Genomic DNA, 13322 nt, shown 5'->3' on the forward strand with positions numbered 1-13322 from the left:
TCCATCAGGCCCGCGTCCGCCGCATCGGGGTGCGCCCCTTGGGCTGTTGCGGCTCGGGCGTCGTCGCCCGGCGGGCGGTGATCGGCAGCGTCGAGGTGGCCTTGGTGCTCAGCCGAAGCTCCTCGCCCGCGTGCCGGATGGTCAGCTCACCGTCCGGTCCGTCCCGAAGGGTGTAGATGACCTCGGTGTGGTCGAAGTTGACCGTGACGCGAAATCCCCTCCAGCGCAACCGGAAACACATCCGAGTGATCTCCTCGGGCAGCTGAGGGTCCAACGCGAGGATGCCTTCGTCGTCGCGCAGCCCGCCGAACCCGGCGACCAACGCCGTCCACGATCCGGCGAGCGAGGCCATGTGCAAGCCGTCGCGCGTGTTGTGGTGCAGGTCGCGGAGATCGATCAGCGCCGCCTCGTAGGTGTAGTCATGGGCAAGCTCCAAGTGCCCAACCTCGGCACACAACACGGCCTGGGTGCACGCCGACAGCGAGGAGTCGCGCACCATGCGCGGCTCGTAATAGGCGACGTTGCTGGCCTTCTGCTCGGGTGTGAACGCGTGGCCCTGCCAGTGCATGGCCAGCACGAGGTCGGCCTGCTTGATCACCTGTGCCGGATACAGCAGCACATACGGGTAGTGCAGTAGCAGTGGATAAGCGGCGTCGTCGGTGAAGTCCCATTCGCGCAGATTGGTGAAGCCCTCGCACTGCTGGTGCACGCCCAGCTCGTCGTCGACGGGAACGTAAACCGCGTCGGCCGCGTCAGTCCACGCGGCCGCCTCCTCGGTGCTGACATTCAGTGCGCGGGCTGCCTCGGGGTTGCGTTCGCAGGCCGCCGCCGCGACTCGCAGATTGTGGGCGGCCATCAGATTGGTGAACGTGTTGTCCCGCACCACCGCGGTGTACTCGTCAGGTCCGGTGACCCCGTCGAGATGGAAGACGCCGTGACGATCGTGGTGGCCCAGCGATTGCCACAGCCGGGCCGTCTCGACGAGCACCTCGAGTCCGCAGTGCGCTTCCAGTGTCTGGTCGCCGGTAACCACCCGGTAGCGTTCGAAAGCCGCTGCGATGTCGGCGTTTACGTGCCACGCGGCGGTACCCGCAGGCCAATATGCGGAGCACTCCTGGCCGCGGATGGTCCGCCACGGGAAGGCCGCGCCCCGCAGGTCCAACTCCCGCGCTCGTTGCCGCGCGAGGTCGATCGTGGACGCCCGCCACCGCAGTGCATCGGCGGCGGCATCGGGATGGGTGTAGGTCAGCACCGGTAGCACGAAACCCTCGGTGTCCCAGAAGGCGTGGCCGTCATACCCCGTGCCGGTCAGGCCCTTGCCCGCGATGGCCCGGCGCTCGGCGCGGGCGCTGGCCTGCAGCACGTGGAACAAGCCGAAGCGCACCGCTTGCTGACAGTCGGGGTCGCCTTCGACCTCGACGTCGGCGCTGTCCCAGAAGTCGTCCAGGTACTCGCGCTGTGCGTCGAGCAGGCCCGGCCAGCCCGTGTAGCGCGCGCCCTTCATCGCCCCGGCCACCTGATCGAGCAGCGCGGGACGAGACCGCAGGCTCGACCATCCGTAGGACAGGAACTTGACGATCCGCAGCCGCTGACCGGGGCGCAGGCCGCAGATGACCGTGGTGCGGGCCAGGTCCGCGCTGACTTCGGTGTCCACCTCGACGCGACCGGGGACCTCGACGTCGTGGTCCATCGCGGCGGCCATCATCAGTTCGGACATTCGGGTGCGGTGGATGAGTACCGCGCTGCGCTCGCCGGACTCCTGAGCGACGGCCTCGAGCGGGCTCTTGAGCAGCGCGGCGGCACGTGGGTCGTTCGAGGTCGTGGGTTGATCCTCGTTGGCGACCAGCTCGGATTGGACTGTGATGCGGGCGAAGTCGTCGATCGCCTCCACGATGTACTCGATGGCCGCGACGCCGCGGTGCGCCAGCGAGACCAGCCTTGTGGAGGTCACCGCGACCTGGCGGCCGGCGGGGGAGGTCCAGCGCACGTTGCGGGTCAGCGTGCCGGCGCGCATGTCGAGCACCCGCTCGTGATGGTGCAGGGCGCCGTACCTGACGTCGAACGGCTCGTCGTCGACCAGCAGCCGCAGGATCTTGCCGTTGGTCACGTCGACGAGCGTCTGGCCTTCCTCCGGGTAGCCGTAGCCGGCCTCGGCGTACGGCAGCGGACGCAACTCGAAGAACGAGTTGAGGTAGGTGCCGGGCAGGCCGTAGGGCTCGCCTTCGTCGAGGTTGCCGCGAAGTCCGATGTGCCCGTTGGACAATGCGAACACCGACTCGGTCTGCGCCAGCAGTTCGAGGTCGAGCGTCGTCTCCCGAACGAGCCACGGCTCCACCGGGAACGTGCCTTCGTTGATCATTCGCGGTCCAGCAGTTCGGCGAGATCCTTGACGACGACGTCGGCGCCGTTGCGCCGCAACGCTTCGGCCTGGCCCACGCGGTCGACCCCGACGACGAGCCCGAAGTGCCCGGCCCGTCCGGCGGCCACCCCGGACAGCGCGTCTTCGTACACCGCTGCCTCCGCGGGTGCGACGTCGAGTTGCCTGGCGCCCTCGAGGTAGGAGTCCGGTGCCGGCTTGCCCGCGATGTGCTTTTCCCGCAACGTAATTCCGTCGACGCGCTGCTGAACGAACCTGGCCAGTCCGGTCACTTCGAGTACCTGACGGGTATTGGCCGACGACGAGACGACGGCTACCGCGAGTCCGGCACGCGTCACTGCTTCAAGGTAGCGCCGGGACCCTGCGAAGACCTGTACGCCGTCTTTGTCGACGGCTCGCAGGAAGAGCGCGTTCTTCTTGTTGCCAAGGCCGCGCACGGTTTCGGCGGTCTGGGCGTCGTCCAGATTGCCCTCGGGGAGCTTGATGTCGCGGCTGGCGAGGAAGGACCGGACGCCGTCCTCGCGCGTCTTGCCGTCGACGTAGTTGAAGTAGTCGGCCTCGGCATCGAACGGCACGAAGTTGCTTCCGTGGTGTTGCGACCACTGTCGCAGGAAGTCGTCGAACATGGCCTTCCACGCCTTGCGGTGCACACTTGCGGTGTCGGTGAGCACGCCATCGAGGTCGAACAGGCACGCACGTACGCCCGCGGGTAGTCCAAGCACGGACGGTGGGTACCCATTTCCGCGGGATTAACCGGCGTCGTCGGACGTGGCCTCGATGAGTGGCCCGCTGTCCGCTTCGAGCACCGCGCCTTCCTCGCCGGGGTCTTCGGCGACGAGCACGCGAACGAAGCTGTTGAGAAAGGCGATCGCAGGTACGGCGAGCAGGGCCCCGATGATCCCGGCCAGCACCCCTCCGGTGGTGATGCCGAGGACCACGGCGAGCGGATGGATCGACACCGCGCGGCCCATGACGAGGGGCTGCAGCACGTGCGCCTCCAACTGCATGACGGCGATGATGAGCGCAAAGGTGATGAGGGCGTAGACGAGACCCTTGGTGAGTAGCGCGACGATGACCGCAAGGAATCCGGTGATGACCGCGCCGACGACAGGGACGAACGCGCCAACGAAGATCAGCGACGCCAGTGGCAGGGCCAGCGGAATGCCCATGATGGCAAGGCCGCTACCGATGCTGACCGCGTCCACCAGTGCGACCAGCGACGTCGCGCGGGCATAGCCGGCCAGCGAATGGAACCCCGCCGCACCGGCTTCCCGGACGCGTAAGCGTTGGGTCTGGGGCACTGCCTGGGTGACGAACTGCCAGATGTTGCGGCCGCCGAGCAGGAAGAAGATCACGGTGAACAACGTGAGCAGTGCGCCAGTGACGATTTCGGCGATGGTGCCCGCCGTCGACAGCGCCCCGCTGGTGAGTTGTGATTGGTGGGTTCGAATGGCGTCGATCACCGAGTCGCCGGCTTGTTTGAGCTGATCCCCGCTGAGGTGCAACGGCCCGTTGACCAACCAGTCTCGGGTGCCCTCGATGCTGCGTGTCACCTCATCGGCGAGTAACGGTGCGCCGTCCACGAATTGGTTGACGACGAAGGACATGATGCCGACGAGGATGGTCAGGCCGAGCACGAGCACGAAGGCGACTGCGCCACCGCGGGCGGCCCCGTAGCGGTCGAGGGCGTCGACCGCCGGTAGCAACAGCGCGGTGAGGATGAGCGCCAACGCAATCGGAACGACGACGACGCCGAGCCGCTCGAGCAGCTTCCAGATGACGAAGGCCGCGGCGAGGATGACGAGTAAACGCCATGACCACGCCGCGGCCCTCCGTACCCGAGGAGTCACCGACTCCTGGTCGGTGTCGGGCATCTAGAACCAGACTTTGCGGCCTCCGACGGGCCGACCGACGGCTCCGAGAATCCACAGCACGATGCCGACGATCAAGAGGATTCCACCGATGGTGGTGAGCAGTCCGCTGATGGGAGTGGCAACGAAGTAGCCAATCAGCAGCAGGATGATGCCGAGGACGATCATTGGTCTATCCGATCTCTCAAGGGATGGTTCCCTGAGCTCTGGAATTGCCCAATCCGTCAGTTTCAAACCTGCTTTTCTCCCGCGACCGCGCGTGTCTGTACGCGACACGCCGCTGGCCAGCGGCATTTTGCGCGCGCTCGCCCGGCTAATAGAGCATCTTGCGCATGTTGTCCTCTTCGTAGTACCTGTCGAGCTCCGCATCGCTCATGTCCGGCTTGATGGCCTTGGCCAGCTGCGCCACGCTCGGCACCGCCTTGGGGTCCCAGGTCTCCGGCTTCCATGCGTCCGAGCGCAGAAATGCCTTGGCGCAGTGGAAGAACACTTCTTCGACGGCGATCTCCAAGGCCAGGATGGGGCGCTTGCCGTCGACGACCATCGCGTCGAAGTAGTCGGCGTCCGACAGGACGGTCGCGGTGCCGTTGATGCGTAGCGTGTCGCCGCGGCCGGGGATGAGGAAGACGGTGCCGACGTGGGGCCGCTGCAGGACGTTGAGGTAGCCGTCGACGCGCTTGTTGCCCGGTCGTTCGGGAATCGCGATCGTGGTGTCGTCGATGATGTGGACGAAGCCTGGCGGATCGCCCTTGGGGGAGACGTCGACCCGACCATCGGCATCGGTGGTGGCCACGAATCCCAACGGCGAGTGCGTCAGCCAGTCCTGCTGCGCGTCCGACAGGCGGCTCTTCACCTTGTTGGCGACGTAGGCGTTGGGCGCTCCGACGATGTCGCGGAGTTGGTCAACGGTGGTCACTTCACGGCGCATGACGCCATCATGCTCCAGAGCGGAACCGGGTGGCGAGCTCTTTTCGGTCGAGCTTGCCGATGCCGCGGCGCGGAAGTGCCGCCACGACGTGGACCTCGCGTGGGGCGGCGGTGGACGCCAACGTCCGTGTGACGTGGGCGCGCAGCTCGGCCACCGTCGGGGCTTGGTGCCCCGCTTCGACGACGATGGCGGCGACGACGCGCTGGCCCAGCCGCTCGTCGGCGACGCCGAAGACGGCGCAGTCCGCCACCGCGGGATGAGTCGCCAGCGCGGCCTCCACCAGTTGCGGGAACACCTTGAGCCCTCCGGTGCTGACGGCGTCGTCGACCCGGCCGATGATACGCAGAACGCCCGAATCATCCACGGTACCAACATCATCGGTATGGAACCATCCAGGCTCGGCGAACGGGTCAGGATTCACGGGGTTGCGGTAACCGTTGGCCACTGTCGGTCCACCGAGCGCGACGCGGCCGTCTTCGATGCGCACCCGTACCCCGTCCAATGGCGCGCCGTCGTACACGCAGCCGCCCGCGGTCTCGCTCATGCCGTAGGTCCGAACCACTGAAATGCCTGCGGCCGAGGCACGTTCGCCGACGGACGGGGGCATCGGGCCGCCGCCGATCAACACGGCGTCGAGTTCGGCCAGCGCGGCAGTGGCGGCCGCGTCGCGCAGCGCCTTGTCCAGTTGTACGGCCACCAACGCTGCGTAGCGCCGGTCCGAGCCAAGAGTCTTTATCGCAGAAGGCAATTCGGCCACGTCGAAACTGGCGGATATCGCGACGGGGGTGGTGCCCGCGAGCACGCTGCGCACCAGCACCTGCACGCCGGCGATGTGGTGGGCGGGCAGCGCCAGTAGCCATCGCCCAGGACCGCCGAGCCGGTCGTGGGTGGCGGACGCGCTCGCCACCAACGCGGAGGCCGAAAGCAGCGCTCCCTTGGGCACGCCCGTCGTACCGGAGGTCGAAACGACCACGGCGACGTCGTCGTCGATCTCCTCACCTTCCCGCAGCGATGTCGCCAAGAGCCGCGCCGTGCGCTCGTCGTCGGCGGGCACCGGTAGCACGGCAGGTCCCGTGCCTGCCAGGGCGGATTCGAGGTCTGGCAGCAGCGTCAGGGCCGCCGCGGCGGCTCCGACCGGACGGGCGCGGAGTACGGCTATGCCGAATCCTCGGTGTCGTCGTGGACGTCGCGGGGATCGTCGAGCGGCCAACCCTTGGCGGCCAGCCGGGCCCGGACGCGTTCGACGTCTTCGGTTCTCGGCAATTCGTCGGTGATCCCGGTGATGAGTACGCCGATGTCGATGTGGTCGAACTCGCCGCGGTCCATCAGGTCTTGTGCGACGGCCTTCACCTCTTCGTTGGTGAGCTTGCGCGTGAGCAAGGCCAGCAGCGGTACCCGGTCGGGGCCCGGAACGCCTTCGGGGTAACCGGCATTCAGCCACGCCACGATCTTGGAGAGAAATCCGTTCACTGCCGCAACTCCCGCATTGGGACGGCTCGGCCGCCTCGGTGCTCAGACAAGTTGATGGTAGTAGTGGAGCGTCCACTGCGCGTCGGGGCATGCAACATGTGAGGCAGTTGGACCCCGCCAGTCGACGGCTCGGCGGCGTCAAGGTGAACAATAAATGAACAGCTTTGCGGTCCCGTCAAAACTGCCTGGTCGGAGTACCTGACGAGTGTGGCGATCCGCTAGGAAAAATGGCTCGCGTACCCCCAGAATTAGCGCCATGAGCGCAGAGATGATCATTTTGGTGCTGCTGATAGCCACAGCACTGGCATTCGACTTCACCAACGGATTCCACGACACCGGCAACGCGATGGCGACCTCGATCGCCACGGGCGCGCTGAAGCCGAAGGTCGCCGTGCTTCTGGCCGGCGTCCTCAACCTCGTCGGCGCCTTCCTCTCGGTCGAGGTGGCGGTCACGGTGACCACCTCGGTGCTGAAGGTGCAGGACGGCAAAACCGGGCACCTGCTTTCGGGCATAGACGCGTCGATGGGATTGACGATCATCTTCGCCGGCCTCATCGGCGGCATCCTGTGGAACCTGCTCACCTGGCTCTTCGGCATCCCGTCCAGTTCGTCGCACGCGCTCTTCGGCGGACTGATCGGTGCGGGCCTCGCCGCACTCGGCATGGCGGGGGTCAACTGGTCGGGTGTGTTCTCGAAGGTGATCCTTCCCGCCCTCGCGGCCCCGTTCATCGCGGGCCTCGTCGCCGCATGCGGCACCTGGTTGGTCTACCGGCTTACCCGCAAGGTCGCGAAGAAGCGCCGCGAAGACGGCTTCCGCTGGGGCCAGATCATCACCGCCTCGCTGGTGGCGCTCTCGCACGGCACCAACGACGCACAGAAGACGATGGGCGTCATCGCGCTGGCCCTGATCACCACCGGCCACCTCACCGGCGACGTGAAGAAGGACGGCCTCCCGTTCTGGATCATCTTCAGCTGTGCACTGGCGATCGGCCTCGGCACCTACATCGGTGGCTGGCGCGTCATCCGCACCCTGGGCAAGGGCCTCGTCGAGATCGAGTCGCCGCAGGGCCTGGCCGCCGAGGCATCCTCGGCCGCGATCATCCTGAGCTCCAGCGCCGCGGGCATGGCGCTGTCGACCACCCACGTTGCCACGGGTTCGATCCTGGGCAGCGGGGTCGGCAAGCCGGGTGCAGAGGTGCGCTGGGCGGTCGCCGGGCGCATGGCGGCGGCCTGGCTGATCACACTGCCTGCCGCGGCACTCGTCGGCGCGCTGTCGTACTGGCTGTCCTACGGATTGAAGTCGGTGTCCGGCTCACAACTCGTCGGTGACGGCGTCATCTTCGTGATCCTGGTCGCGCTGTCCGGGTACATGTACTGGCGCGCGCAGCAGCAGAAGGTCGACAGCAGCAACGTCAATGCGGATTGGGACGACTCCACCAACTCCGTGGTTCCGGCCGACGTGCGTGATGCCACCAAGGGCGAGCCGAGCAAGCCAACGGCCTCGGTCTGATCGCGCCGATTCTCTTCTCCTGCTGACAGAAGGAAATTCAAATGACTTATGTGGAAGCTATTTTCAAGGTGCTCGTCGTAGGTCTGGTGCTCGGCGCCGGACTGCCTGCGGTCTTCGCCATCGGCCTGGTCGCCTACTCGAGGGGTGCCGGTGGCACAGGAGACGACGGCGCCGCCGTAGCGCCCAACCCCGCGCTGAAGGCGCTCGGGCTGCTGCTGTTTGCCGCCGTGTCTCTGGTGATCGTGATTGCGATCCTGTTCATCACCAAGGCCACGATCATCCACCACTTCGGGTTCAACCCCGTCCCCTTCCTCCCCAAGTAAGGCCAGCGAACATGACTGAAAACACAGGCATTCTCGACAACATTCTGGGCTGGCTGCACCAGGGCTACCCCGAAGGCGTCCCGCCGAAGGATTACTTCGCGTTGCTCGCGCTGCTGAAGCGCTCGCTGACCGAAGACGAGGTCGTCAAAGCAGCGCAGTCGGTCTTGAGGGCCAACGCCGCCGGCGACGAGGTGACCGAGGACGAGGTCCGCAAGGCCGTGCAGGACGTCATCGACAAGGAACCCAACCCCGACGAGATCCACCAGGTCGCATCGCGGCTGGCATCCGTCGGTTGGCCGCTGGCCGCTCCGGCCCGCTAGCCCCTTCTGCGATTTCGGCCCGCATCCCGTCGGATGCGGGCCGAATCCATTTGTGCAGCATGCCTATAACGTGATGGCCGCGGGTTGTCACTGTCGGGTGTCGCGGCGCAGCGGATGTGTCTCGGGGACCTGGACGAAGATGAGCGTCACGCCGTCGGGGTCCGTCACGTGCATCTCGTGCAGGCCCCACGGTTCTTGTTTGGCCGCCCGCGCGATGTCGACGCCGCGGCCTTCGAGTTCGGCCTGGGTGGCGTAGACGTCGCGTACCTGTAGCCACAGCGCGCCGGGGAAGGGCGGCGCGGACGCAGGAGGCGAGCCGTGTCCGGCGAGTTCGATCAGCGACTGTCCCGCGTAGAACACCGTGCCTGCGCCGTAGTCCCGCGCGATCGCCAACCCGATGGCGTCGCGGTAGAAGATCAGTGAGCGCTGGTAGTCCGCCGGCCGGAGCAGCACGCGGCTGGCGAGGATCTCCATGCCACCGTGTCTAACACACTCGAGCTCTCGCGAGTCCTACACCACTGTCATTCGCGCCGCGATATCACGACACTGGTGTAGGACTCGCGAAATCACCTAACTGCTGGACTCCGCGGCGGCCCGATACCCGCGCACCGCCATCGGTCCGAACACCGCCAACAGGCCGACCACCCACGCGACCGATTGCAGGACGGGCCACAGCGTCGGACCGCCGTCGGCCAGGGCCCGCATCGCCTCGATGGCCGGTGACATCGGTTGGGCCTTGACGAAGGGCGCAAGCCAACCGGGGAAGACGTCGACCGGCACCATGCCGGTGTTGAAGAACAGCAGCAGGAAGCACACCGTCGACAGCCCGGTGATGATGTTCTTGCCGTTCGACTTCACCCCGAACGCCACGATCACCGTCGAGAATCCGACGACCATGAGGGCCGGAATGAACACGAAAGCGACTGCGGCAAAACAGCCTTCGTGAAACCGTAGGCCGATCGCCACGCCGACGACAGTGATCGCGATCGATCCGACCAGGGCGCGGGTGGCCTCCGCGAGCAACCGCCCGGTGAGCGCACTGGCTCGGTGTACCGGCAGTACCCACAGCCGGCTGAGCAGACCCGACTCGCGCTCGTCGGGGATCGCGGCGCCCGCTCCGATGGCGCCGAACAATGCGCCTGCCACCGCACACATCGGGACGAGGCCGTAGAGGCTGTTCCCACCGGTCAGGGTGCGGACCGATTCGCCGATCACCAGGCTGTACACCACGAGCAGGAACGTCGGGAAGATCAGCGACTGGATCAACACGACCGGTTCGCGGGTCCAGCCGCGCAGCAGTCGGCCGGCCTGCAGGCGGCTCTGAAGCGCCAAAGTGGTCATTTCGTCCGCCGTTGCATCCGCACAGCGATGGCCCCGAACGCCAGCAGTAGCCCTACGCACCACGCAAGGCTGATCAAGAGGTTGTCGCGCTGGACATCCCCGGCGGCGAGCCCCCGCAGTGCCTCCGAGAGCTGCGAGACGGGCTGGTTGCGCACGAACGGGCCGAGCCAGCCGGGAAACGCCGATGCCGGTGCGATGCCCGTCGAGATCATCACCAGCAGTAGTTGGGGGATGAGCAGCGTCTGTCCGGCGGCCTCGGCGTTGGTCGCCACCGAGCCCATGGCGTCCGCACCGAGCGACAGCGCAAGCGACAGCACAAGGGCGATGACGACGAAGGCGACCACGTCGAGGAAGCCTCCCTGAAAGCGGAAGCCGAACACGTACCCGATGGCGATGGCGGCAGCCAGTGCACCGGTTGCGCGGATCAGCGCGGAGAGCATGCGCGCCGCCACGGGTACCAACGATGACATGGGCAGGGTGCGCAAGCGAACGCCCAAGCCGCTCAAGTGGTCTCGCGCTGCGCGGTCGGCCGTCGTCATCGCGGTGAAGATCATGGCCTGCACGACGATGACCGGCAGCATGTACTGCGCGTAGGAGGAGGCACCGGCAGCTCCAACATCAATGACGCCGCGCAACGTGATGTTGAAGCACAGGAAGAACGCGATGGGCCCGCCGATCGCGAAGATCAGGTCGCCGTCGCGCAGGGTGCCGAGCACCGAACGTTCGGTGAGCGCGCTGAGTGCGGTCACGTGACCGGGGCGCCGGTCAGCTTGAAGAACACCTCGTCGAGTGACGGCTTGCGCAGCGAGATGTCGGTCAGGTCGACGCCGAGGTCGCCGACGCGGCGGAAGACCTCGCTCAGCGTCGCGACGCCGTCGGGCGCCGGAACCGACACCGTCCCGCCGTCGGAGTCGGTTTCGAGTCCATCGATGCCCGCCAGCGCGTCGGCGATGCGTGCGACGTCGGCGAGGTTGACCGGCGTCACCTGGCAGTAGCTTCCGCCGACGCGGCGCTTGAGTTCCTCGGCGGTGCCGTCGGCGATGACCTCACCGCGGTCGATGACGACGATCGAGTCGCTCAACGCGTCGGCCTCCTCGAGGTACTGGGTCGTCAGCAGCACGGTGATGCCTTGTCCACTCAGCGCGGCGACGAGGTCCCACACCTCGCGGCGGCTGCGGGGGTCGAGGCCGGTCGTCGGTTCGTCAAGGAAGACGACCTTGGGTGGGACGACCAGTCCGCAGGCGATGTCGACGCGCCGGCGCATGCCACCGGAGTAGGTGGACACCCGACGGTTTCCGGCGTCGGTCAGGCTGAACGTCTCGAGCATTTCGTCGGCTCGGTCGCGGGCCTGGCCGCGGTTCAGCCCGCGCAACCGTGCGAAGAGCACCAGGTTCTCGCGACCCGTGAGCAATTCGTCGACGGCGGCGTACTGGCCGGTGAGGCCGATGCTGGCGCGCACTTCCTTGGCCTGTTTGACCACGTCGTACCCGGCCACCGTGGCCCGTCCCGTCGACGGGCTGACGAGGGTCGACAAGATGTTGATCGTCGTGGTCTTGCCTGCCCCGTTGGGGCCGAGCACGCCGAGTACGGAGCCGACGGGCGCGGTGAACGTGACGCCGCGCAGGGCCTCGTCGTCGCCGAACCGCTTGGTGACGGCGTCCAGTTCGATCGCGTTGTCAGCCACGCTCGAAGTATGGCATGGCTAACCTAACTAGCTACCCGCTGGGTTGGACCCGCTGGCGCTTCATGACGGCGTCGACCGCCGCCGGAAGGAAGCTGTTCACGGCGCGGGCGGTAACCGCCATCCGCGGCGCGATGCGGATCGGGCGAGTGCGGGCCGCCGTGACCATCCAGTCGGCGGCCTCGTCCGCACTGAGCCCGGGCAGCCCGTCGTAGGCGCGCGTCGGCGCAATCATCGCGGTCTTGACCAATGGGTAGTACAACGTCGTCGAGTGCACGCCGTCCTTGTCCCATTCGGTCTCGATGACCCGGCTCACCGCGGTCAGCGCGGCCTTGGACGCGTTGTAGACGGAGAACAGCGGCGACGATTCGCTCAGCACCCCCCAGGTGGAGACGTTGATGATGTGCCCGTCACCGCGCTCGCGCATGCCAGGGCCGAGCCCGCGGATCAGCCGCAGCGGGGAGTAGTAGTTCAGCTGCATCGTGCGCTCGACGTCGTGCCAGCGCTCCAGCGACTCGGCGAGGGGGCGGCGAATCGACCTGCCCGCGTTGTTGATGAGCACGTCGATGCCGCCGAGCTCGCGTTCGAGGGTGGCAACCAGATCGTCGACCGCGTCCAGGTCGGATAGGTCGCAGGCGTGGGCCTTGGCTTCACCGCCCGCGTCGATGATCCGGTCGACGACGGTGTCGAGCAGTTCTTGTCGACGGGCGACTACAACGACGGTGGCACCCTCGCGGGCGAGCTTCACGGCGCCGGCTTCACCGATTCCCGACGACGCGCCCGTCACCAGAATGCGCTTGCCTCTGAGGTCGACGGGGTCGCGGCGAGGCCCCACCAGAGTGTCCATCCGCGGTGGACGCATGCTGGCCAACAGCAGGCCTTCGGACAGTCGGCGAAGCGGGCTCTTGCTCACGAATCGACCCTACTGCCTTGCGAAATCACGCGGTTTCGGCGCGTGGGGCGGCCCGCAGCACCCGCCGCGCGTAGCCGATCCAGCAGACGACGAAGACGACCAACGCGAAGGCGAGCACCAGCACCGGCGCCGGCCCAACGTCCACGGCCACCGACTCGCCGCCGGGAAGCCGCCGATCCACCAAGGCTTCCGTCATGAACGGCAGGATCGCGGCCGCGACGGTCGCCATGGCCCCGATCAACGCGGCGCCGAACCGATCCCGCAGCGCGCTGACGATCATGAAGCCGGCGGGCAGGTACGCGAGTACGGCGAGCGGCAGCGGGCGCAGGCTGGCGTTCAGGTCACCGGCCGCGGTCCACGCGCCCCACCCCGCCAGCGTCGCGGAGCCGCCGACCGTCGTCGCGATATACCAAGGACACACGGTGGCGACGGCGATGACCACCACGCCGAGGACGACGATCGCCCACCTGGTGAGTGTGGCTTCGATGGTGTGGTCCCCCCGCTCGCGTTGTGCGGGATGCTATCAAGCGACGAGCTGCTGACAGCCGTTGCGCGGATTCGGAATCGACGGCGCGATGAGTTGTCGGC

16 protein-coding genes are annotated in these 13322 nt (G+C 67.1%); 3 read left to right on the forward strand and 13 right to left on the reverse strand.

The features are described 5' to 3' along the window. Nucleotides 1–4 precede the first annotated feature (4 nt). From SLQ30_RS28635 to SLQ30_RS28665, 7 genes are all read right to left on the reverse strand, one after another. A complete protein-coding gene (locus SLQ30_RS28635) occupies nt 5–2359 on the reverse strand; it encodes a glycoside hydrolase family 65 protein (protein ID WP_319450437.1) in 2355 nt (784 codons plus the stop codon). Beyond that, a complete protein-coding gene (locus SLQ30_RS28640; RefSeq protein ID WP_319450436.1) occupies nt 2356–3099 on the reverse strand; it encodes a beta-phosphoglucomutase family hydrolase in 744 nt (247 codons plus the stop codon). The genes SLQ30_RS28635 and SLQ30_RS28640 overlap by 4 nt, the downstream gene beginning before the upstream one ends. Nucleotides 3100–3126: 27 nt before the next feature. Then, nucleotides 3127–4251 carry an AI-2E family transporter gene (locus tag SLQ30_RS28645; RefSeq protein WP_319450435.1) on the reverse strand — a complete coding sequence of 375 codons (1125 nt, stop codon included), beginning with the start codon at nt 4249–4251 and terminating at the stop codon, nt 3127–3129. Continuing rightward, entirely contained in the window at nt 4252–4416 is a 165-nt protein-coding gene (locus tag SLQ30_RS28650; RefSeq protein ID WP_319450434.1) for a hypothetical protein, read from the reverse strand. Nucleotides 4417–4561: 145 nt separating this feature from the next. Further along, a complete protein-coding gene (locus SLQ30_RS28655) occupies nt 4562–5176 on the reverse strand; it encodes a pyridoxamine 5'-phosphate oxidase family protein (protein WP_319450433.1) in 615 nt (204 codons plus the stop codon). 7 nt (nt 5177–5183) lie between these two features. After that, entirely contained in the window at nt 5184–6281 is a 1098-nt protein-coding gene (gene menE / locus SLQ30_RS28660) for an o-succinylbenzoate--CoA ligase (RefSeq protein ID WP_319450457.1), read from the reverse strand. 50 nt (nt 6282–6331) lie between these two features. Further along, the gene (locus SLQ30_RS28665; RefSeq protein ID WP_319450432.1) at nt 6332–6646 is read right to left on the reverse strand and encodes a DUF3349 domain-containing protein; all 315 of its coding nucleotides are present in this window, start codon (nt 6644–6646) and stop codon (nt 6332–6334) included. 256 nt (nt 6647–6902) lie between these two features. Here SLQ30_RS28665 and SLQ30_RS28670 point away from each other — a divergent pair, with 256 nt between their 5' ends. From SLQ30_RS28670 to SLQ30_RS28680, 3 genes are read left to right on the forward strand one after another with little or no spacing between them, the layout of a single operon-like run. Continuing rightward, entirely contained in the window at nt 6903–8156 is a 1254-nt protein-coding gene (locus SLQ30_RS28670) for an inorganic phosphate transporter (protein WP_319450431.1), read from the forward strand. A gap of 41 nt (nt 8157–8197) precedes the next feature. Beyond that, on the forward strand, nt 8198–8479 hold the full coding sequence (locus SLQ30_RS28675; protein ID WP_319450430.1) for a hypothetical protein: 282 nt from the start codon (nt 8198–8200) through the stop codon (nt 8477–8479). Between the two features lie 11 nt (nt 8480–8490). Next, a complete protein-coding gene (locus SLQ30_RS28680) occupies nt 8491–8799 on the forward strand; it encodes a DUF3349 domain-containing protein (RefSeq protein WP_319450429.1) in 309 nt (102 codons plus the stop codon). 87 nt (nt 8800–8886) lie between these two features. Here SLQ30_RS28680 and SLQ30_RS28685 read toward each other — a convergent pair whose 3' ends face one another. The 6 genes from SLQ30_RS28685 to SLQ30_RS28710 all read right to left on the reverse strand — a co-directional run bounded on the left by SLQ30_RS28685 (nt 8887) and on the right by SLQ30_RS28710 (nt 13179). Further along, nucleotides 8887–9273, reverse strand: a complete 387-nt coding sequence (locus SLQ30_RS28685; protein ID WP_319450428.1) for a VOC family protein — start codon at nt 9271–9273, stop codon at nt 8887–8889. A gap of 96 nt (nt 9274–9369) precedes the next feature. Continuing rightward, nucleotides 9370–10140, reverse strand: a complete 771-nt coding sequence (locus tag SLQ30_RS28690) for an ABC transporter permease (protein ID WP_319450427.1) — start codon at nt 10138–10140, stop codon at nt 9370–9372. Continuing rightward, complete coding sequence (locus SLQ30_RS28695) at nt 10137–10889, reverse strand: ABC transporter permease (protein ID WP_319450426.1); 753 nt, start codon at nt 10887–10889, stop codon at nt 10137–10139. Before SLQ30_RS28695 ends, SLQ30_RS28690 begins: the two co-directional genes overlap by 4 nt. Further along, nucleotides 10886–11824, reverse strand: a complete 939-nt coding sequence (locus SLQ30_RS28700; RefSeq protein WP_319450425.1) for an ATP-binding cassette domain-containing protein — start codon at nt 11822–11824, stop codon at nt 10886–10888. Before SLQ30_RS28700 ends, SLQ30_RS28695 begins: the two co-directional genes overlap by 4 nt. A gap of 31 nt (nt 11825–11855) precedes the next feature. Further along, nucleotides 11856–12734, reverse strand: a complete 879-nt coding sequence (locus tag SLQ30_RS28705) for an SDR family oxidoreductase (RefSeq protein WP_319450424.1) — start codon at nt 12732–12734, stop codon at nt 11856–11858. Between the two features lie 25 nt (nt 12735–12759). After that, on the reverse strand, nt 12760–13179 hold the full coding sequence (locus tag SLQ30_RS28710) for a hypothetical protein (protein ID WP_319450423.1): 420 nt from the start codon (nt 13177–13179) through the stop codon (nt 12760–12762). Nucleotides 13180–13322 lie beyond the last annotated feature (143 nt).

Source organism: Mycobacterium sp. RTGN4, assembly GCF_033804635.1.
Classification (GTDB): Bacteria; Actinomycetota; Actinomycetes; order Mycobacteriales; family Mycobacteriaceae; genus Mycobacterium.

Bases quoted from the DNA above. Each gene is read 5' to 3' on its own strand.
- SLQ30_RS28635 (WP_319450437.1), bottom strand. From the start codon at position 2,359: ATGATCAACGAAGGCACGTTCCCGGTGGAGCCGTGGCTCGTTCGGGAG.
- SLQ30_RS28645 (WP_319450435.1), bottom strand. From the start codon at position 4,251: ATGCCCGACACCGACCAGGAGTCGGTGACTCCTCGGGTACGGAGGGCC.
- SLQ30_RS28650 (WP_319450434.1), bottom strand. From the start codon at position 4,416: ATGATCGTCCTCGGCATCATCCTGCTGCTGATTGGCTACTTCGTTGCC.
- SLQ30_RS28655 (WP_319450433.1), bottom strand. From the start codon at position 5,176: ATGCGCCGTGAAGTGACCACCGTTGACCAACTCCGCGACATCGTCGGA.
- SLQ30_RS28670 (WP_319450431.1), top strand. From the start codon at position 6,903: ATGAGCGCAGAGATGATCATTTTGGTGCTGCTGATAGCCACAGCACTG.
- SLQ30_RS28675 (WP_319450430.1), top strand. From the start codon at position 8,198: ATGACTTATGTGGAAGCTATTTTCAAGGTGCTCGTCGTAGGTCTGGTG.
- SLQ30_RS28680 (WP_319450429.1), top strand. From the start codon at position 8,491: ATGACTGAAAACACAGGCATTCTCGACAACATTCTGGGCTGGCTGCAC.
- SLQ30_RS28685 (WP_319450428.1), bottom strand. From the start codon at position 9,273: ATGGAGATCCTCGCCAGCCGCGTGCTGCTCCGGCCGGCGGACTACCAG.
- SLQ30_RS28690 (WP_319450427.1), bottom strand. From the start codon at position 10,140: ATGACCACTTTGGCGCTTCAGAGCCGCCTGCAGGCCGGCCGACTGCTG.